The 20062-nt window shown below is 64.3% G+C and carries 21 protein-coding genes; 15 read left to right on the forward strand and 6 right to left on the reverse strand.

All coding sequences use genetic code 11. The features are described 5' to 3' along the window. Complete coding sequence (locus VSX60_RS06910) at positions 1-651, forward strand: ABC transporter ATP-binding protein (protein ID WP_327623410.1); 651 nt, start codon at positions 1-3, stop codon at positions 649-651. Beyond that, entirely contained in the window at positions 648-2249 is a 1602-nt protein-coding gene (locus VSX60_RS06915; RefSeq protein WP_327623411.1) for a class I adenylate-forming enzyme family protein, read from the forward strand. The genes VSX60_RS06910 and VSX60_RS06915 overlap by 4 nt, the downstream gene beginning before the upstream one ends. A gap of 15 nt (positions 2250-2264) precedes the next feature. On the opposite strand, the gene VSX60_RS06920 is transcribed toward VSX60_RS06915, so the two are convergent. The 3 genes from VSX60_RS06920 to mobB form a co-directional block, all read right to left on the reverse strand. After that, positions 2265-3839, reverse strand: coding sequence for a bifunctional aminoglycoside phosphotransferase/ATP-binding protein (locus VSX60_RS06920; protein ID WP_327623412.1), 1575 nt, complete (start codon positions 3837-3839; stop codon positions 2265-2267). A 49-nt stretch (positions 3840-3888) separates the two neighbouring features. After that, complete coding sequence (locus VSX60_RS06925) at positions 3889-4740, reverse strand: universal stress protein (RefSeq protein ID WP_327623413.1); 852 nt, start codon at positions 4738-4740, stop codon at positions 3889-3891. A gap of 247 nt (positions 4741-4987) precedes the next feature. After that, entirely contained in the window at positions 4988-5494 is a 507-nt protein-coding gene (mobB, locus tag VSX60_RS06930) for a molybdopterin-guanine dinucleotide biosynthesis protein B (RefSeq protein ID WP_327623414.1), read from the reverse strand. A gap of 164 nt (positions 5495-5658) precedes the next feature. Here mobB and VSX60_RS06935 point away from each other — a divergent pair, with 164 nt between their 5' ends. Further along, the gene (locus VSX60_RS06935; RefSeq protein WP_327623415.1) at positions 5659-6546 is read left to right on the forward strand and encodes a helix-turn-helix transcriptional regulator; all 888 of its coding nucleotides are present in this window, start codon (positions 5659-5661) and stop codon (positions 6544-6546) included. 120 nt (positions 6547-6666) lie between these two features. Here VSX60_RS06935 and VSX60_RS06940 read toward each other — a convergent pair whose 3' ends face one another. The 3 genes from VSX60_RS06940 to VSX60_RS06950 are packed head-to-tail and all read right to left on the reverse strand — an operon-like array spanning position 6667 to position 9034. Continuing rightward, positions 6667-7494, reverse strand: a complete 828-nt coding sequence (locus tag VSX60_RS06940; RefSeq protein ID WP_327623416.1) for an extracellular solute-binding protein — start codon at positions 7492-7494, stop codon at positions 6667-6669. A 33-nt stretch (positions 7495-7527) separates the two neighbouring features. Next, a complete protein-coding gene (locus tag VSX60_RS06945; protein WP_327623417.1) occupies positions 7528-8334 on the reverse strand; it encodes an ATP-binding cassette domain-containing protein in 807 nt (268 codons plus the stop codon). After that, positions 8312-9034 (reverse strand): ABC transporter permease, encoded by a 723-nt coding sequence (locus tag VSX60_RS06950; protein ID WP_327623418.1) that lies wholly within the window; start codon positions 9032-9034, stop codon positions 8312-8314. Before VSX60_RS06950 ends, VSX60_RS06945 begins: the two co-directional genes overlap by 23 nt. A gap of 158 nt (positions 9035-9192) precedes the next feature. Here VSX60_RS06950 and VSX60_RS06955 point away from each other — a divergent pair, with 158 nt between their 5' ends. The 12 genes from VSX60_RS06955 to VSX60_RS07010 all read left to right on the forward strand — a co-directional run bounded on the left by VSX60_RS06955 (position 9193) and on the right by VSX60_RS07010 (position 20056). Further along, positions 9193-9933 carry a TorD/DmsD family molecular chaperone gene (locus VSX60_RS06955; RefSeq protein WP_327623419.1) on the forward strand — a complete coding sequence of 247 codons (741 nt, stop codon included), beginning with the start codon at positions 9193-9195 and terminating at the stop codon, positions 9931-9933. 92 nt (positions 9934-10025) lie between these two features. Further along, positions 10026-10223, forward strand: a complete 198-nt coding sequence (locus tag VSX60_RS06960; RefSeq protein WP_327623420.1) for a twin-arginine translocation signal domain-containing protein — start codon at positions 10026-10028, stop codon at positions 10221-10223. A gap of 58 nt (positions 10224-10281) precedes the next feature. Continuing rightward, positions 10282-13272 (forward strand): formate dehydrogenase subunit alpha, encoded by a 2991-nt coding sequence (locus VSX60_RS06965; RefSeq protein WP_327623421.1) that lies wholly within the window; start codon positions 10282-10284, stop codon positions 13270-13272. 16 nt (positions 13273-13288) lie between these two features. Next, positions 13289-13885: a formate dehydrogenase FDH3 subunit beta gene (fdh3B, locus tag VSX60_RS06970; RefSeq protein WP_327623422.1), complete on the forward strand. Its 597-nt coding sequence runs from the start codon at positions 13289-13291 to the stop codon at positions 13883-13885. A gap of 328 nt (positions 13886-14213) precedes the next feature. Continuing rightward, positions 14214-15212 (forward strand): formate dehydrogenase subunit gamma, encoded by a 999-nt coding sequence (locus VSX60_RS06975; RefSeq protein ID WP_327623423.1) that lies wholly within the window; start codon positions 14214-14216, stop codon positions 15210-15212. A gap of 19 nt (positions 15213-15231) precedes the next feature. Then, the gene (locus tag VSX60_RS06980; RefSeq protein WP_327623424.1) at positions 15232-16617 is read left to right on the forward strand and encodes a cytochrome C; all 1386 of its coding nucleotides are present in this window, start codon (positions 15232-15234) and stop codon (positions 16615-16617) included. Positions 16618-16633: 16 nt separating this feature from the next. Continuing rightward, positions 16634-16759 carry a hypothetical protein gene (locus VSX60_RS06985; RefSeq protein ID WP_327623425.1) on the forward strand — a complete coding sequence of 42 codons (126 nt, stop codon included), beginning with the start codon at positions 16634-16636 and terminating at the stop codon, positions 16757-16759. Beyond that, entirely contained in the window at positions 16759-17745 is a 987-nt protein-coding gene (locus tag VSX60_RS06990) for a S1C family serine protease (RefSeq protein ID WP_327623426.1), read from the forward strand. Before VSX60_RS06985 ends, VSX60_RS06990 begins: the two co-directional genes overlap by 1 nt. Continuing rightward, positions 17742-17933, forward strand: a complete 192-nt coding sequence (locus tag VSX60_RS06995; protein WP_327623427.1) for a DUF6494 family protein — start codon at positions 17742-17744, stop codon at positions 17931-17933. The genes VSX60_RS06990 and VSX60_RS06995 overlap by 4 nt, the downstream gene beginning before the upstream one ends. Further along, positions 17933-18694, forward strand: a complete 762-nt coding sequence (locus tag VSX60_RS07000; protein WP_327623428.1) for a biotin/lipoate--protein ligase family protein — start codon at positions 17933-17935, stop codon at positions 18692-18694. Before VSX60_RS06995 ends, VSX60_RS07000 begins: the two co-directional genes overlap by 1 nt. Continuing rightward, positions 18694-19743 carry a DUF6352 family protein gene (locus tag VSX60_RS07005; protein WP_327623466.1) on the forward strand — a complete coding sequence of 350 codons (1050 nt, stop codon included), beginning with the start codon at positions 18694-18696 and terminating at the stop codon, positions 19741-19743. Before VSX60_RS07000 ends, VSX60_RS07005 begins: the two co-directional genes overlap by 1 nt. A 13-nt stretch (positions 19744-19756) precedes the next feature. Further along, the gene (locus VSX60_RS07010; protein WP_327623429.1) at positions 19757-20056 is read left to right on the forward strand and encodes a hypothetical protein; all 300 of its coding nucleotides are present in this window, start codon (positions 19757-19759) and stop codon (positions 20054-20056) included. Positions 20057-20062 lie beyond the last annotated feature (6 nt).

Genomic DNA, 20062 nt, shown 5'->3' on the forward strand with positions numbered 1-20062 from the left:
ATGCTCAGCCTGAAGGACGCCCACGTAAAGATCGGCTCGGTCGAGGCCGTGCGCGGCTTTTCGCTCGAGGTCGGCGCCGGCGAGATGGTCGGCCTTGCCGGCCGCAACGGCGCCGGCAAGACGACGGTGATGCGCACCATCATGGGCATCACCAAGTTGACGCGGGGACGTCTGCATTTCGACGGCACCGACATCACCGGCCTGGAAGTGCATAAAAGGGCCGGCCTGGGCATCGGCTACATGCCGGAGACGCGTGGACTGATCCCCGATTTGACGGTCGAGGAAAACATCCTTCTGCCCACTTGGGTGACGTCCGTCGATGGCGCCGCGCGCCTCAAGGTGGTCTACGAGATCATGCCGGAACTGGTGACCATGTCGGACCGCAAGGCGCTATTGTTGTCCGGCGGACAGCAGAAGATGGTGGCGCTGGGCCGAGCGCTGACGGTCGGCACGCGCCTCCTTTTGCTCGACGAACCGTTCGAGGGCGTGGCGCCGGCGCTGGCGCAGCGGCTATCGGACGTGATCTCGGCGTTGAAGAGCGACGCGCTCTCGATCGTCATGAGCATGTCGGAACTCACCCATTCGCACACCGTGCTCGACCACGTCTGGGGCATCGAGCGCGGCGCCAATGTGGTGGCCGAGGCTGCATGACAGCCTCCCGGCGCTTCTGGAAAGACGCGCCCGCCACGCGCACCGAGGCGCATTTTGGCGATCGCGTCGTCACCTGTTTCGTGGATCGTCCGGCCAACGCCGACGCCATGCTTCGCGCTGCCGCCGCCGCCAACCCGCAAGACGATGCCGTCGTGGACGGGACCCTCCGGATTTCTCACGCCCAGCTCGACACGATGAGCGACGGCGTGGCCGGCGGGCTGGCCTCGCGCGGCATCGCCAAGGGCGACCGGGTCGGCCTCCTGGTCCGCAACCGCTGGCAATTTGTCGCGGCGCTGACCGGCATCGTGCGCGCCGGCGCCATCGCGGTCCCCTTGAGCGTCAGGGCGAGCGCGCGGGAAATAGCTTTCATTCTCGACAATTGCGGCGCCGGCCTGACCATCTGCGACGCAGAAAAGGCCGGGATATTGCCCGATACGATGGCGAGCGCGGCGATCGACGGGCCGGCGGGCACCAGCTTCGAGGATCTGCTTGCCGCGGCGCCGGTGACGACACCGCCGGATCTTCGCGAAGAGGATATCGCCGTCATCCTCTACACTTCCGGCACCACCGGAACGCCCAAAGGCGCGATGCTGACCCATCTCAACATCGTCCACTCATGCCTGCATTATGCTCATTGCTTTGCCCTGACGGCCGCCGACCGCTCGGTGGTGGCAGTTCCCGCGAGCCACGTCACCGGGCTCATCGCGAGCGTCTATGCACCGCTCGCCGCCGGGGCAGCGGTGGTCATGATGGAAAAATTCGACGCCGACGCCTTTCTCGCCCTCGCCACCGACGAACGGATGACAGTGACGATCCTCGTCCCGGCGATGTACAATCTGTGTCTGCTGCGCGCCGACTTCGCCCGGCACGACCTCGGCGCCTGGCGCATCGGCGCCTTCGGCGGCGCCCCAATGCCGGTCGCCACGATCGAACGCATCGCCAAGCTCTTGCCGAACCTCGACCTGATCCAGGCCTATGGATCGACCGAAACCACGTCGCCGGCCACGATCATGCCGCCCGGCGGCCAGGCCGCCGCTCCCGCCAGCGTCGGCGCGCCCGCGCCCTGCGCCGAGATCCGCGTCATGGACGCGGCGGGACACGAGGTCGCGACACGGGAATCCGGCGAGGTCTGGATCGGCGGGCCGATGGTCGTGCCGGGCTATTGGAACTTGCCGGAAAAGACCGCCGAGAGTTTTCACGCGGGGTTCTGGAAATCCGGCGATGTCGGGCGTTTCGATGGAAACGGGCTGCTTTATATCCACGACCGGCTCAAGGACATGATCAATCGCGGCGGCTACAAGGTCTACAGCGCCGAGGTCGAGAACGTCCTGTCGTTCCATCCCGGCGTCGCCGAAGCCGCGGTCGTTCCCCGGCCCGATCCGGTGCTCGGCGAAAAGGTCCACGCCTTTGTCCACCGGTCAGATCCGGACCTCAACGAGGCGGCCCTCAAAACCTTCTGCGGCGAGCGCCTGTCCGACTACAAGGTGCCGGATTTCTTCACCTTCACCAGTGAGCCCCTGCCACGCAACGTCAACGGCAAGCTGATGAAACAGGCTCTTCGCACCAGGGCGGCGGCGGCCGATGGGGACGGCGACTGATCGCGAGCGTGCGATTCAGTCGTCGCGCCGATCTCTGGCCACGCGGTGGATCGGACCGTCCGAAGCCCCCTCGACGACGCGGCGCGCCGCCGCGGCCACCGCACTGATCTCGGCCTCGCTCGACTGATGCGTCCAATCGGCCGGCGCACGCGACCGGCTCACCGGATCCCGCACAACCTCCGGCGTGGCATCGGAGGGGTCGCCGCGACGGGCGGCGACCCGCTCGACCAGCCGCTCGGGCCGGGCTTCGAGCCACAGCCCAAGGAAGGGGAGCGACCCGCCCTCACCAATGCCGGCGATCCGCTCCCGGTCGGGCGGGCGGTCGAACACCGCGTCGGCGACGACGCCGTGCCCAAGGGGCAGGATCGCGCCGGCTTGTTCGGCCAGCCGCGCGTAAACGGTTTCGGAAACCTGCGGCCGGTAGCACTCGGCCGGCAGCGGGGTTTCGGCGGCAACGCCGAACAGGTGCTTGCGGATTCGGTCGCTGGCAAGGATGCGCGCGCCCGGCGGCGGCCCGATCCGCGGCGCGATCGCCGCCGCGACGGTGGATTTTCCGGAGCCCGACAGTCCCCCGACCGCCACCAGGCGACCGGCGCGGGGCCGCAGGAGATCGAGCGCGAGATCGAAATAATCATGCGCCTCGGCTCTCAGTGTCGACCCGTCGGGCCCGGCATCGGCGGCCCGCGTCGCGGTGACATGGGCGCGAACCGCGGCACGCAGCGCCATTAAGAACGCCAGCAGCGGCAGACCGTCCGTCTCGTCGCTCTCGTCCAGATAGCGGTTGAGGACGAGGTTCGCGCGTTCCTCCAGCCCCCGATGCCAGAGATCCATCAGCAGGAAGGCCAGGTCATAGAGGATGTCGGTGGTGGCCATGGCCTCGTCGAATTCGAGGCAATCGAACAGCGTCGGCTCGCCCTCGAAGACGCAGATATTGCGCAAGTGCAGATCGCCATGACAGCGGCGGACCTTGCCCGCCGCGCCGCGCGCGTCGAAGAGCGGCATCAGGCGAGCGAAACCCTCGCGGAACCGGCGATTGAAATCGGCGACCGCCTCTTCGGGAAACACCTCGGTGGTCGCCAGCGCGCGCTCGTTGATATCGAGGACCAGGGCCACCTGAGCCGAGCCGCTGACGCTGCGATCGGGCGCGATGCCGGCATGGAATGCCGCGATCCGGTGAGCGAGCCGCGCCATCAGAGGCGCCGTCAGCGTGCCCTCCATCGCCATGCGATCCAGCAGGCAATCCTCGTCGAAACGGCGCATCTCGACAAAGGCGTCGACGAGCTGCCCTTCGCCGTCGATGGCGAGACTGCCGTCCGGCTCGCGCGTCACCCGGCGCACGGCGCGGTAGAGCTTTGGTGCGGTGCGCCGGTTGAGCACGAGTTCCCGCTCGCAGGTCGCGAGCCGGCGCTCGGGCGTCGAGAAATCGACATAGGGCAGATGCACCGGCCGTTTCAGCTTGATCGCCCGCTCACCCGAGAGAAGGACAGTGGAAATATGCGTGACGATCGTTTTGACCGTCGACGCATCGCCGTCGTCGAAGGCCTCAGACGTCAGGAAGGTGATCGTTTCGTCCTGGCTATGGGCGGGCATCGTGCGTCACCGGTGATCGTTCTGCCGAGCGGCCATTGGGCGGGAGGCGTCAGTGCGCCATGAGCAACGCAATCGTGCTGCGTTCCAGGAGTTCGCGGGTGACGCCACCGAACAGCATTTGGCGAAGCCGCGTACGCCCGTATGCGCCGACGACGATCAATTCCGCGCCGAGGCTCGAGGCCTCGTTCAAAAGAACAGCGGCCGGATCGTCCGACTGCGGCAGGTGCCGTATCTCGACGGCGACGCCGTGCCGCGCGAGATGCCGGGCCATATCGGCCACCGACTCCCGATGCCGTTCCTCGTCCGAGGACGTCTCCGCGACCGAAACCAGATACACCCCCTTCGCCCGTTGGAGAAACGGGAGGGCCGCCTTGATGGCATGGGAACACTCGGTCGCATCCTTCCAGGCGATGAGAATGGTCTCCGGTTCCCTGGCATTCACCGCATTCGGCGGAACGACATAGGCGGGAGCTCCGGCATCGAAGATCACGGCCTCGAATATCTCCGGCCACTGCCCGCCGTCGCCATGCGGGCGTCCGACGACCACAAGATCGACAGAGCGCGCCGGCGGTCCGATCCATGCCCCGAGTTCCTGGTAGGCATAGTCGATCCGTCTGATCTCGCTGGGCGCGCGCAACCCTGCCAGACGCTCCCGCGCGCGTATTTCCGCGGCATCGCCCTGTTCCACGCCACGCTTCCGGAGCTCGGCGTTGAGCCATGAACGGCCGGGCCCGGGCGGGATGGGAGCCGCCTGCAGATAATTCATCAGGAGAGCGATGAGGGGAGCGTCGAACATCGTCGCGATCATGTCGGCATGGCTCGTCTTCGCCGCATCGCCGTCCGAACCGTCGACATGGACGGCAATGTCCCGGATCGCCTGGGAAGGCATGGCAAGGTTCATGGATGACGACCTTTCGATTCTGCGGACACGCGACCGGCATCATCTTTGTCGGCGAATCCCGTTGTCGCCCTTGATCCCGGTCAATCGTGCTCACGCTATCAGGAATCGAACGGACAACGGTCACCCTTCCGCCCAGCACCCTATAGACGCTGCTGCCGTTCCTCGCCGAGCGGTCAACCGTGCCGGATGCCGGAACACGCGCGCTCGTCACGGTGGCACGCAGGGGTGGCCACCAAATCATGGCCCGTCAGGCCAAGCCTTGTTGGCTGACGATGAACGTCGCGATCGCGGCGACATCATCCAGATCGAAAACCGGAACGACGGCCTCGTCCACCGGGTGATCGGCGGCGATGGCGGCAATCGCCGGAATGGTGCCGAGCATCGGCGTGCGCTCCTTCGACGCCGTCCGGCGGCATTCGATCTTGGGATGCGGCGCGGCCTTGAACCCTTCCACGAGCACGATGTCGCACGGTTCGAGCCGGGCGATAATCGCGTCGAGCGTCGGTTCGCTCTCGCCGCGCAATTCGTGCATCAATGCCCAGCGCATGGATGAAACGATCGCCACCTCGCTCGCGCCGGCCGCACGATGGCGAAAGGAATCGGTGCCCGGCGTATCGATCTCGAAGGCATGATGCGCATGCTTGACCGTCGAGACGCGATATCCGCGCTGGGTCAGTTCGGTGACGAGACGCTCGGTCAACGTCGTCTTGCCGGAGTTCTTCCAGCCGGTGATGCCGAACAGGCGCTGCGTCATGGTCGAAGCAATTCCAAACAGGTTTCTGCCCGCCGGGCGATGTGCGGTCAGGACCGTGTAAACGTCGGCTCGGTGTCGTCAACTCCGGGAGGCCCGCTTTTCTCGGCGCGCTATCCTTCGCGTCGCGGTTTGCCGCCACCGCCCCGACGCGGCTAAATGCGGTGATGGCCGAATCGACGCCCCCCTATCTGACGACCCGCGAACTCGCCGATCTGCTGCGCATCAAGGAACGCAAGGTCTACGACCTCGCCGCGAATGGCGAGGTCCCGTGCGTCCGCGTCGTCGGAAAGTTGTTGTTCCCGGAAGATGAGGTGGCGGCCTGGATAGCGGCGTCCCGCTCCGGCCCTGTCGTGGCCAGCCGCCAATTGCCGTTGATCCTGGCCGGCAGCCATGATCCCCTTCTGGAATGGGCGCTGCGCCAGTCCGGCAGCGGATTGGCTGCCTTTTTCGATGGAAGTCTGGACGGGATCACGCGACTTGGACGGGGAGATGCGGCAGCCTGCGCGACCCATATCAGGGAAAGCGACGGCTGGAACGTCGACACGGTTCGCCGAATCCTCGGCGAAGCGCCTGTGGTGCTGATCGAATTCGCGCGGCGCCAATGCGGCCTGATCGTCGAGTCAGGCAATCCCAAGCAGATCGCCGCAATCGCCGATCTCAAGCCGCTTCGGTTCGCCCGCCGCCAGCCGGGCGCCGGCGGCCAGCGCCTGTTCGAGATGTTGGCGCAGGAAGCCGGCGTCGACATCTCCGCTCTCGCCGGTCCGCAAGCGCCGGCGAAAACCGAGGACGACGTGGCCCGCCTCGTGCTCGACGGCAAGGCGGACGCGGCTTTCGGCCTCGCCGCGATGGCCGAGCAATATCGACTGGGATTCATCCCTCTGGCGGAGGACCGCACCGACTTGCTGGTCTGGCGTCGCGCCTATTTCGACCCGCCGTTTCAGCGACTGCTGCGGTTTCTGGCCTCCGACGAATTTGCCGAACGCGCTTCCGAGATGTCCGGCTACGACATCGGCGGAACCGGGACCGTCCACTACAACGCGCCCACCCCATAGGACCCCGTTGTTTCGTTCCGCCGGGGGCAAGATTTTCGCCCGACGGAACGGCTTCGGCGATGATGGGCGGGCCGCCAAATCAACCCGAAGGTTTGCGTCCCGGCGTCGCCGTGTCTGCCGTCACTTGGCGTTCGGAAAGAACAGCTGCTGGCCGTCGACCTTGTAGTTGGCGATCGCGGCTTGCCCCTTTTCGCCCGTCAGCCAGTCGATGAACGCTTGTCCCTCGGCGACCTTGACGCCCGGATGCTTCTTCGGATTCACCAGAATGACGCCGTATTGGTTGAACAGCTTCGGGTCGCCCTCGACGGCCACGGCGAAGTCGCCCTTGTTGCCGAACGAGATCCAGGTGGCGCGATCCGTCAAAATGTAGGCGCTCATGCCGACGCCGGTGTTCAGCGTCGCGCCCATGCCCGACCCGGTCTCTCGGTACCAGTCGCCAGAGGCGGCGCCGACATCGATGCCCGCTTGCTTCCACAACCGCTGTTCGGCCTTGTGGGTCCCTGAATCGTCGCCGCGAGAGGCAAACGGCGCCTTGGCTTCGGCGATCTTCCGCATGGCGGCGACGGCGTCGTTCATACCGCTGACGCCGGCCGGATCGCTCGGCGGTCCGACGATGACGAAATCGTTGTACATCACGTCGAAGCGCTCGACGCCGCCGCCCTCGGCGACGAATTTTTCCTCCGCCGGTTTGGCGTGGACCAGGAGGACATCACCGTCGCCGTTTTCGGCGTTCTTGATCGCCTGCCCCGTACCGACGGCAACGACACGCACCTCAATGCCGGACTCTCTCGAGAATTCAGGAAGAATGGCGTCCAGCAAGCCGGAATTCTGTGTCGAGGTCGTCGACTGGACGACGATGAACTTGTCCTGCGCTAGCGCCGAACCCGGCCCGGTGGCGATCAGTGCGGCCAACGCGATGGCGAGGGAAATATAGATGCGTTTCAACATGTGGTCTGTGTCCTTGCTGGTTGTTGTCTTGGTTCAAAACAGAAGTGCGCCGGCGAGAAACGCCCGCGCCGGCTGGGTGCTCGGTTGCTTGAAAAACGCGGCCGCCGACGCCTGCTCAACGACCCGCCCTTGGTGCAGGAAGACGATTTCGGCGCCGAGCCGGCGGGCCTGGCCGATATCGTGCGTGACCATGACGACCTTCACACCCCGCTCCACCGCCTGGAGGATCAGGGCCTCGATCCTGTGGGTCGCCGTCGGATCGAGGCTCGACGTCGGCTCGTCGAGAAACAGGATGTCGGGCTCGGTCGAGATGGCGCGTAGCAGCGCCAGCCTCTGCTGCTCGCCGCCGGAGAGGGTTCGAGCCGGCTGCCGGGCCTTGCCCGCGAGATCTCCGATCTCGAGCAGCGAGCGAATGCGGTTCGCCCGCTCGCGGCGGCAAACACCGTGCGCCTGGAGCGCGAAACTGATATTGGCGGCGACCGAGCGACGCAGGACGACGGGCCGCTGGAACACCATCGCCTGACGGCGGCGTATGCGTGGACACATCGGCTGACCGCCATACAGCACCTGCCCTTCCGCCGGATCAATCAGCCCATGGAGCAATCTGAGCAGCAGGCTCTTTCCGGCACCGTTCGGTCCCATGACCATGGTCGGCCCGCGACCCGACAGGGTCAGAGCATCGATATCGACGAGACGCTTTCCGGATGCGCTGAGCACCAGCCCCTCGGCATGGATCGGCAGGACCGACGCCGAGGCCTCGTCCAGGGAGCGCAACGGCGTGTCCAGCCCGCCATCGCGTGCGCGCGGGATCGCCGGATTAGGCATTGAAGCGATTGGCATAGGCCGCTCCCTTCGTCGTGCTGTCGAGCAGAGCAACCGACGCGTTCACCGCGACAGCGAGGAGGATCAGAATGGCCCCGAGCGCTAGGGCCAGCGCCAAATTGCCCTTCGATGTCTCAAGGGCGATCGTCGTCGTCATGACCCGGGTGACATGATTGATATTGCCACCGACGATGATGACGGCGCCGACTTCCGCGATCGCCCGCCCAAAGCCGGCGAGGAAGGCGGTCATCAGGCTGGCCCGTCCGTCCCAAAGCAGCGTCGGGATGGAGGCAGCGCGCGAAACTCCCAGCGAACACAGCTGTTCGGCATATTCCGCATGCAGGTCTTCAACGGCCTGACGCGTCAATGCCGCGATGATCGGCGTCACCAGCACGAACTGCGCGATGATCATCGCGGTCGGCGTATACAGCAGTTGCAGCACGCCCAGCGGGCCGGCGTTCGACAACATCAGATAGATCACCAGACCAACCACCACCGGCGGCAAGCCCATGAGCGAGTTGATCACGATCACGGCCGCGCGCTTGCCTGGGAATCGGCCGACCGCCAGCGCGGCGCCGAGCGGCATGCCGACCAGCGCGCCGACCGCGACCGCGCTCAGCGAGACCCGCAATGACAGAAGAACGATTGCCCAAAGCTCTCGATCGCCCCCGACGATCAAGCCCGCCGCCTGGCTAAAGCTATCTGCAAAATCCTGCATTTTTTACGTTTCATCGCGTCGTTTCGGATATTTCGCAGGACTTATGCCAACTTGAACGTCGTAAGTCCACCCGTACCAAGCGGCCCGCCGTCGGGGCCACCGGCGAGGCTGCGCGCTTCGCGGGGCCAGCCACTGCTAACGCGCTGTAAACCGGTTGTGTGGGAAGCCGCGGACTGGCGCGGGAAAAGCCGTACCCCGGGCTCCGGAAACGGCGCTTATGCGTCTTTAGTCTTATGCAAATCGCGTTGCCGAATCCGGGATTTGCTGGTTTAGTTGCGCTAGGGAGAATCCGGTTGCCACAGGAAAACGTCGCCATTTCGCACGGACTGCCAGAACCGGAACAATTGCGCGTCAATCTCTACCGTTTGATGGCTCGCCTCTTGGCATTGCCGGCCGATCGCAAGTTGCTCGATATGCTGGGCGCCCTGTCGGGCGACGACACGGACTTGGGCGCCGCGATTGGCGATCTGTCCATGGCGGCGCAGGCGCTATCCGAGGATGCGGCGCGCGAAGAATATCACGATCTATTTATCGGCGTCGGCCGGGGCGAGTTGGTGCCCTTCGCCTCCTACTATCTGACAGGCTTTTTGAACGAGAAGCCCCTGGCCCGCCTCCGCGACGATATGGCGCCGCTCGGCATTGCGCGCTCGACCGGGGCCAAGGAGCCCGAGGATCACATCGGCGCCTTGATGGACATGATGGCCGGCCTCATCGACGGATCGTTCGGTCAGCGCCAGCCGCTGGAAACGCAAAAAGCTTTCTTCAAGAAGCATATCGGCTCTTGGGCCGGACATTTTTTCGCCGATCTGGAAAAGGCGCCATCAGCGCGATTGTTCCGGCCGGTAGGCGCGATCGGCAGGCACTTCCTGGAGGTCGAGGAAGCCGGCTTCGACATGTAATCGACGACGTTATGCCGACTGACCGGGTGGGTGAGGCTCGCAACGGTTTTTGGGAATATTGGAAACGGGTCTCGCGAAAAGAGGAGATACTCATGAGTGCCAAGGACAAAGACGCCAGGACAGATCGCCGCTCTTTCCTGAAATTCGCCGGCTTGGGGACCGTCGCAACCGGCGCGGCCCTGGTGACAGGTGGGCAGGCCGAAGCCGAGATCGTGGATGCAAAATCCGCAGCGCCCGGCTACCGGGAAACCGACCATGTAAAGACGTTCTATCAGACCGCGCGTTTCTGACGCGAACCACTAACAGGCCAGTTTGCAGGCGACTGCGACGGAGGAAACGGAGACAACCATGCTCAGGAAGAAAGCTGTAGGGACTGCGAGAAGTCCGCGGGTGTCATCTGCGCTGTCAGAATTCGGAAACCGGGCGGTCGATCGCCGCACGTTCCTGAAACGATCCGGGCTGGCCATCGGCGGCGCGGCGGCGATTTCGTCGCTGTCCGGCGGGATGGTGCGCAGGGCGGAAGCGGCGACAGACGCGGCCAACGGCAACATCGAGATCAAGAAGTCGGTCTGCACTCATTGCTCGGTCGGCTGCACGGTCATCGCGGAGGTTTCCAACGGCGTCTGGATCGGCCAGGAACCGGGTTTCGACTCCCCGTTCAACCTCGGTGCGCATTGCGCCAAGGGCGCTTCGGTGCGCGAACACGCTCATGGCGAGCGCCGGCTGAAATATCCGATGAAGCTCGTCGGCGGGAAATGGCAGCGCGTCAGCTGGGACGAGGCCATCAATGAAATCGGCGACAAGATGCTCGAGGTTCGCGAATCCAGCGGGCCCGATTCGGTTTATTGGCTGGGTTCGGCCAAGCATTCCAACGAGCAGGCCTATCTGATCCGCAAATTCGCCGCCTATTGGGGGTCGAACAACATCGATCACCAGGCGCGTATCTGTCATTCCACCACTGTCGCGGGTGTTGCCAACACCTGGGGCTATGGCGCGATGACCAACTCCTACAACGACATCCACAATTCCAAGGCGATCTTCCTGATCGGCGGCAATCCGGCGGAAGCCCATCCGGTTTCGCTGTTGCATCTGTTGAAGGCCAAGGAAGAAAACAACGCTCCTCTGATCGTTCTCGATCCACGCTTCACGCGCACCGCGGCGCATGCCGACGAGTATGTCCGCTTCCGGCCGGGCACCGACGTGGCGTTGATCTGGGGCGTCCTCTACCACATCTTCGAGAACGGCTGGGAGGACAAGCAGTTCATCCAGAGCCGCGTCTGGGGCATGGACCAGATTCGCGCCGAAGTGGCGAAATGGACGCCGGAGGAAGTCGAGAGGGTCACGGGCGTGCCAGGTTCGCAGCTGAACCGCGTCGCACGCACGATGGCGGAAAACCGTCCCGCCACGCTGATCTGGTGCATGGGCGGCACCCAGCACACCAACGGCAACAACAACACCCGCGCCTACTGCATCCTGCAGTTGGCCCTTGGCAACATGGGCACGGCCGGCGGCGGCACCAATATCTTCCGCGGCCATGACAATGTGCAGGGCGCGACCGATCTGGGCGTGCTCGCCGATACGCTGCCCGGCTATTACGGGCTGAGCGATGGTTCGTGGGCCCACTGGGCGCGCGTCTGGGAAGAGGAGTTGGACTGGCTGAAGGGTCGGTTCGCGGTGATGCCGGGCGCAGGCGCCGACGGCAAGGATCGCATGATGATGAACGAGACCGGTATTCCCGTGTCCCGTTGGATCGACGGCGTTCTGGAAGCCAAGGAAAACCTGCAGCAGCCGGACAACACCAGGGTGATGGTGTTCTGGGGCCATGCCCCGAACTCGCAGACCCGCTTGCCGGAAATGCAGAAGGCGATGGGCATGCTCGACCTTCTGGTCGTGATCGATCCCTATCCGACCATGACGGCGGTTCTGCAGGATCGCACCGACGGCGTCTATCTGCTGCCGGCCGCCACGCAGTTCGAGACCGTCGGTTCGGTCACCGCGTCGAACCGCTCGCTGCAATGGCGCGAAAAGGTGGTCGAGCCGCTGTTCGAGTGCCTGCCCGACCACACGATCATGTACAAGTTCGCGGAAAAATTCGGCTTCGCCGATCGCATGTTCCGCAACATCGAGGTCAAGGACGGGGAACCCCTCGTCGAGGACATCACCCGCGAGTTCAACCGCGGCATGTGGACCATCGGCTACACCGGTCAGTCGCCGGAGCGGATGAAGTCGCACATGGAAAACCAGCAGACCTTCGACAAGACCACCCTGCGCGCCGTTGGCGGCCCGCATGACGGCGAGTTCTACGGCATGCCCTGGCCGTGCTGGGGTACGCCGGAGATGAAGCATTCCGGCTCGGCCAATCTCTATGACACGTCGATCCCGGTTGCACAGGGCGGCATGGGTTTCCGTGCCCGCTTTGGCGTCGAGCGCAACGGTGACAATCTGCTGGCCGAAGGCTCGTGGCCGGTCGGCTCGGAGATCGAGGACGGCTATCCCGAGTTCACCATGGCGATGCTGAAAGAACTCGGCTGGGACAAGGACCTGACGCCGTACGAGCGCAAGTATATCGACTATGTCGCAGGCTTCGCAGACCAGCGTCCGACAGCGGGTCAGGAGGTCGGCGAAACGTCCGATCAAGGCGAACTTCCGTCCGACTACGAGAAGAAGATCGGCGGCGTGAACTGGAAGACCGACCTGTCCGGCGGCATCCAGCGCGTTGCGATCGCACACGGCTGCACGCCTTACGGAAACGCCAAGGCGCGGGCGGTCGTCTGGACCTTCCCCGATCCCGTCCCGATCCATCGCGAGCCGCTCTACACGCCGCGCCGCGATCTGGTCACCGACTATCCGACCTATGAGGACAAGACCTTCTGGCGCGTGCCGACGGCCTATGCGTCGATCCAGAAGAACGACTTCTCCAAGGACTTCCCGATGATCATGACGTCGGGGCGGCTGGTCGAGTATGAGGGCGGCGGCGACGAGTCGCGGTCGAACCCCTGGTTGGCCGAATTGCAGCAGGACATGTTCGTGGAGATCAATCCGTCGGACGCCAACGATTTGGGCCTTCGGGATCGCGACACGGTCTGGCTGCACAGTCCGGAAGGCGGCAAGATTCGCATTATGGCGATGATCACCGAACGTGTCGGCAAAGGCGTCGTCTTCACGCCGTTCCACTTCGGCGGCTATTTCCAGGGTGTCGATCTTCGCTCGAAATATCCGGAAGGGGCGGATCCCTACGTTCTCGGCGAGGCCTGCAATACCGCGCAGACCTACGGCTACGACTCGGTGACCCAGATGCAGGAAACCAAGACGACCCTGTGTCGGATCGAACGGGCGTAAAGGGAGGAATAAGACAATGGCTAGAATGAAATTCCTTTGCGACGCCGAGCGCTGCATCGAGTGCAATGCCTGCGTGACAGCATGCAAGAACGAGAATGAAGTGCCGTGGGGGGTCAACCGCCGACGTGTCGTTACCATCAATGACGGCAAGCCCGGCGAGCGCTCGATCTCGGTCGCCTGCATGCATTGTTCGGACGCGCCGTGCGCGGCGGTGTGCCCGGTCGACTGCTTCTACACGACAGACGACGGCGTAGTGCTGCACTCCAAGGATCTGTGCATCGGCTGCGGATACTGCTTCTACGCCTGCCCGTTCGGCGCGCCGCAATATCCACAGGCGTCGAATTTTGGTTCGCGTGGCAAGATGGACAAGTGCACCTTCTGCGCTGGCGGCCCCGAGGAAGACAATTCGGCGGTCGAGTTCCAGAAATATGGCCGCAACCGCCTCGCCGAGGGCAAGCTTCCGCTCTGCGCGGAAATGTGCTCGACCAAGGCGCTTTTGGCCGGCGACGGTGACACCGTTTCGGCGATCTACCGCGAGCGTGTCGTTGCCCGGGGCTTCGGCGCCGGGGCTTGGGGTTGGGGCACCGCCTACGGTCAGAAGACCGGCGGCTGAGCCAGCCATCGTCTGTGACCGGCGGGCGGCTCCGGCTGCCCGCCGTTTTGTCCGAACAGTAAGGCGCGGTGTTTGCCGTCTTGCCCGGCAGTCTATGCTGGGTTCGGTGTTTTCGATCCGCTCAGGAGAACAGCAAATGCCCAGCTTGAGGATGCTCCGCGCTCGCTTGACCCGGCTTGGGTCGATGCGTTTGCTGACGGCGATCGCACCCGTCATTGCCGCGGCATTATTCATGACATTGGCGGCAACCAGTGCAGGAACCGCGCAAAGTTCGGTCAGACCGCCTGAGAGCGCTATCTCCGCGACCGGGTCGCCGACCGGCGGCGCGGTGCCCGGAGACGCCCTGGGCACGACCTCGGATGCGGAAATCTGGCGGGCTGTCCGCCAAGGCGTGTCGGGCAACGTCTCGATCCCGGACAAGAAGGCCGGGGTGCTGGTCCAGTCCGAAGGCGAGTCCTGGCGCTTGCTGCGCAACGGACCGATGTTCGACTATCTCGGCCTCGCCATGATCGCCACTCTGATCCTGCTGGCGCTGTTCTTCGCCATTCGCGGACGCATCCGCGTGGAACACGGCCTGTCTGGCGTCATGATCAAGCGTTTCTCGACCGTCGAGCGTACCGGCCATTGGCTGATGGCGCTGTCGTTCATCATCCTGGCGATCAGCGGCCTCAACGTCTCGTTCGGGCGAAGCGTCATCATACCGCTGATCGGCAAGGAGGCGTTCGGGCCGATCTCCGAATTCCTGAAGCTGTCCCACAACTACGTCGCCTTCGCCTTCATGCTTGGTCTGGCGATCGCATTCGTCACGTGGATCGCGCACAATCTGCCGAGCCGACACGATCTGGTGTGGCTCGCCCATGCCGGCGGCTTGTTCTCCGAAGGCGTCCATCCGCCAGCGAAGAAATTCAACGCGGGCCAGAAGATTATCTTTTGGCTGGTCATGCTGGGCGGGCTTTCGCTCGCCGTCTCGGGCTGGGCCCTGCTGTTTCCGTTCGAGCACAGTTTCTTCGGCGACACTTTCACCGGCCTCGCCTCGATCGGCCTTGATATCCCGGCGCTGTTGGGGCTACCGCAGCCACCTTATTCGGCAATTCTGGAGCAACAGTTCAACACCGTCTGGCACGTCGTCATGGCCGTCTTCATGATCTGCGTGATCTTCGGTCACATCTATATCGGCAGCATCGGCATGGAGGGGGCTTTCGGTGCGGTCGGCAGTGGCAAGGTCGACCTGAACTGGGCCAGAGAACACCACTCGCTTTGGATCGATGAGCTCCGCGAGAAGGACGCCATGCCCCCGGCCGCGGCCAATCCCGAGCCCGCGGAATAACAATCGGAAAGCAGGCGCGATGGACCGGACGCTCCGGCGGGTGACATTGGCAGCGCTCCTCACCTTCTTTGCGCCGGCGCAGTCCGCTTCGAGCGAGCAGGAATGGCCTGAGAAGCTCGTCGGCCATGGCGGCCCCGTCATGGCGATCGCCCTGTCCGATGATGGCTCCGAGGCGCTGACCGCATCCTTCGACTATTCGATCATTCGTTGGCGAATGCAGGGCCCGGAGGGCACGATCGTCGCGCGGCTGGTCGGACACAACGCCGCCGTCAATGACGCCGCCTTCGTCCCCGGCACCGAAAAGGCTGTTTCCGTCTCCGATGACGGCGCGTTCGCGATCTGGGATCTGCGGGAAAACCGTCTCGAAACCCTGATCGAGGATACCAAGGACAAGGTCCAGGACGTCGCAGTGAGTCTCGACGGGCGGTTCGCGGCCGCAGCCCGCTGGGACGGCACGGCGCGGATCTTCGATATCGCCGCCGGGCGTGAAATCGCCCGTGCCGAGGGCCATCGCGGCAATGTAAATGCCGTTGCCTTTTCGTTGGACGGCCGGCAGCTCTTCACCGCCGGTTACGACGGCACGGTTCGCGAGTGGCCGCTCGACGACGGGCTGATCGCCGGCCCCTCGCGCCTGCTTTACGCCCATGGCTGGGGCGTCAACGTGTTGACCGCCCTGCCCGGCGGTTCGCTGCTGGCCTTCGGCACGCTGAACGGCGTCACCGGCGTCATCGATCTTCCAACCGGCGAAGTCGCCGAACTGGCATCGAACGAGCACCCGATCCTGTCGATCGCTTCGTCGCCGCGCGCGGGATGGTTCGCCACCGGCAGCGCCAACGGTAAAATTCGCGTCTTCGATGCCGATTCGGGAAGCCTCGTGGAGGAATACGGCGATATATACGGTCCGGTCTGGGGTCTGGCGTTTACCCCCGAAGGCACGCAACTCTATCGCAGCGGGCTGGACGATTTTGCGATCCGTTGGCAGGTCGCGCCGCGCCATCCTCGCGAGCCCATCCAGTCGGTCTATCCGCGCCGGTTTCAAACCGTTAACCGGGCCGGCCCGGGCGAAATCGAGTTCTTGCGCAAATGCTCGGTCTGTCACACGCTGACGTCGGATGACGCCAATCGCGCCGGACCGACGCTCTACGGCCTGTTCGGCAGGGTGGCCGGGACGGTACCGGGCTACAAATATTCTCAGGCCTTGGTAGAATCGGATATTGTCTGGACTCCGGAGACGGTTTCGCGGCTATTCGACGATGGACCGGATATCGTAACGCCGGGGACCAAAATGCCGGTCCAGCGGCTCAAGAGCGTCGAACGGCGGGACGCACTGATCAACTACTTGCTGCAAGCCACAGCGGCGGACGAAACAACGCCGCTGCCGGGCGAGCGGCAGAACACGAACTGACGGAGTCGAACTGACGATGAGAGCCTTTCTGTTGAGCATCGTAATCCTGCTGGTCGTGGCGATCGGCGCTGGCTATCTCTTCGATTCCCAGCTTGAAACCCCGGCGAGCCAGGCCTATTCGACGGAGAACGTCCGGCTGTAATGGCGATTTCCCGCGGCCTCGCAGCTCTCCTTGCGCTGGCTTTAGCGGGGTTTGCGGCTGGCGCGGGCACGGCGGACGCTCTTGAAGCCGGCAATTGGCGCACGGCCATCGCAACCGTCGCGACGCAATCCGTGGTCGCCGTCCTTCCGGTGTTGCCGACGCACGAGATCAACCAGGAAGAGCCCGAGGGCACCGGGTTCGCGATCCGCGACGGCCGCACCATCGTGACGGCGGACCACGTGCTCGGACGTGCCAATGCGGTGCGGTTGCGGCTGTCCTCGGGAGCCGTCCGGAGCGCGGACATCGCTCTGCGTGACGCCGATACCGATATCGCCTTGTTGCATGTCAGCGATGCCCTTCCGCCCCTGGCCTTCTCCGCCGACGCGCGGACAGGCGCCGATGCTTGCGTCCTCGGAAACGCATTCGGCCTCGGGATCAGCCTTGCCTGCGGCGTGATTTCGGCGACCGAGCGACGTGGCGTCGGCTTCAACCGTATCGAAGATTTCATCCAGACCGACGCGGCGATCAATCCTGGCATGTCTGGAGCGCCGCTCATCACCGCGGACGGCAACGTCGCCGGTATGGCCAGCGCGATTTTCACCAAGTCGTCCGACGGCAATCTCGGCGTGAATTTCGTCGCCTCCGCGCGGTTGCTCGAAGCGGTGCTGGATGACGCCGAAGATGGCCGTATCGACCGGCGCGCGGCGGGCGTCATCCTGCGCCCGCTTCCCGCGCCCGGCGAGACCGGAGAACCCGGCGCCGAAGTCGTGCGCGTGGCACCGGGATCGCCGGAAGATCGGGCCGGAATCACTGCGGGAGACCGAATCCGAGCCATCGGCGATCTGCCGGTGCGGGGCCAACCCGACTATCTCACCGCGCTCGTCCTCGACGCCGGGCAAGAAACGCTCACCTTTTCGATTGAACGGGCCGGCGAATTGTTGGACATCCTCGTCCACGACAAAAGCGAAAAGGGAAAAAACCGATGAGCGAAGAAGCCTTCAACATGTCGCTGAGAAAATTCCTGAAACAGGTCGGGGTGACCTCGCAGCACGAAATCGAGGATCTGGTGCGCACGGGAAAGGCGGGCTCGGGCTCCCTAAAGGTCAAGATCGTCCTGACCGCCGAGGGCGCGCCGCTCAATCATGTGGTCGAGGGCGAAATCCAACTCCCGTGATGACCGCAGCGCCTGAGGTCCAGCAACTGGCCGATCCGGAATTTCCGCCTGTCTTCGCCGGTCACGCGGTCGCTGCGGACGCGGATCCCTTCGCCGTCGCGGTGGAGGGTGCAGCGTCGGGATCATACGGAGCTGGAGATGTCGTCTGGAGCGAGGATCGGCGCCGCGCCGCGGCTGCGTTCATTCTCGAACCGGAGACGCCTCTCGTAGTTGCGGCGCAGATGGTCCCCGTCATGATGGTTGCGCTCGGCGACGCGGTGGGCGCCATCGGCCCGCCCAATCTGGCATTGACCTTCCGCTGGCCCGGCACGATTCTGGCCAATGGCGGGATCGTCGGCAAGGTCGCGTTCCGCGCTCCGGACAACGCTGCCGCTGCCGATATTCCGGACCAAATCGTTGTCGGTTTCGAGCTGGCGCTCGACACGTCGGCCAATTCGCGCGGCGAACCCGGCCTCGACCCGAATGTGACCGCGCTTTACGAGGAAGGTTGCGGCGAATTGGACCGAACCAGCATCATCGAGGCCGTGGCGCGGCACTTCCTGTCATGGATCGACGGGTGGACGCATGATGGATTTCGCGCCGCGCACCAGTCCTGGTTTTCGCGCGCCCACGATCAGGACCAGCAGATCGACGTGGCTGTCGAGGGCGGTAATCGCTCTGGCAAGATGGTCGGCCTTGATGAGGAGGGCGGCCTGCTTATTCAGGCGGAAGGGCAGACCGTGCTGGTCCCTCTTTGCACAGCCTTGGGAGTCGGCGCGTGATGGACGCTCAACCCGCTCATGCCCATAGCGAGCAGCGGATTATCTGGAAATCCGCCGGGCTGCATTTGACCCACCGGCTCGAAAGCGGCTGGCTGGCCGTGACCCCGGACTTCCTGCGCGCCTATTATACGCGCCCGGAAATCCATCCGATCGAAGAGAGCTGCGAGAACGAGCATCGCCTGTTCGAAAAGCTGATGGAGACCCCGACCGCGCCGATCCTCGACGCGGAGCTCGCCGCGATCGCCGATACGGACGCCGCCGACAATTATCGCCTGGTGCTTGGCTATCGCGATCACCTGCTGAAACATGGTTCGATCGAAGCGGGTTATCTGGCACTGTTTCAGCCGGGCGCACCGCAGGTGCCGCCGGTCTTCATTGAGCAGATGGTTCATCTCATACTGTCCGGCCTGTTGGCGGATGAGCGCGATCCCTTCGTGCTGCGCGCCGCCGAATTGTTCTTCCGCGACCAGAAGGCGACGACGAGCGATGGGCAACTCATGCTCGCGGACGCGGAAGTGGTCGAGATGTATTCGGAATCCGGCGGTTTCGGCGGCCTTGGAGCCTTGCTGGCCGAGGCCGGAACGCCGATGCGCGAGGTCTCGCTCGACGTGATGACCGAGGACAACGCGACCGCCTATTGGGAGCGTGCCGATCAGTTCAACTTCGCGCTCGACTTTCGCTTTACTCAGCCGGGACAGGACGCACTGGCGCGCGTCATCGAACGATGGGTGGGCCATTTCATGCAGCTGCCGGTGCGCGTGCAGGCCATGCAGGCGATCAGCGACGAGCGCTGGACCTGGCATATCGGCCTCGACGCGGAAGCAACGCTGATACTCAACGGGCTCTACGAGGGGGAATCGGTCGACGAGAACCGCCTCAACCGCATCGCCGCGCTGTATCGCATGGAGTTCCTGGAATCCGACCGCCTGATCGAGACGATGCGGGGCAAGCCGGCTTATCTGGGCCTCGCGGCGTCGGGCGATAATCTCATTCGACTGAAACCGCAAAACCTGTTGACGAACCTTCCCCTGACACCGGGCATACAGTGAGCAAGGAAACGATATGACGACCTCATCGACAAAGATCGTGAATACCCCGTGGATGCGGCTCGTGGCGTTGCTGCTCGCGGTCCTGCTCGCAATCGTTGCCTATTTCCTCTGGCTGAACACCGAGGGATGGGTGTCGACCGTCGGAGAACGGGCCGAGCGACTTCAGAAACTGACCGTCTCGGACGAGGTAGCCGCCTGTATCGACAAACGGAGCGCCGATATCGACGCGATGGTCGAGCAAGGTATGATCAGCGCGGACGCCGCCGAGCAGTCCCGCTCGCAGGCGCGCTCGCTCTGCTACGACCGCAACTGAGGAACT

It is taken from the genome of Aurantimonas sp. A3-2-R12 (assembly GCF_036016755.1).
In the GTDB taxonomy this organism is placed as follows: Bacteria; Pseudomonadota; Alphaproteobacteria; order Rhizobiales; family Rhizobiaceae; genus Aurantimonas; species Aurantimonas coralicida_A.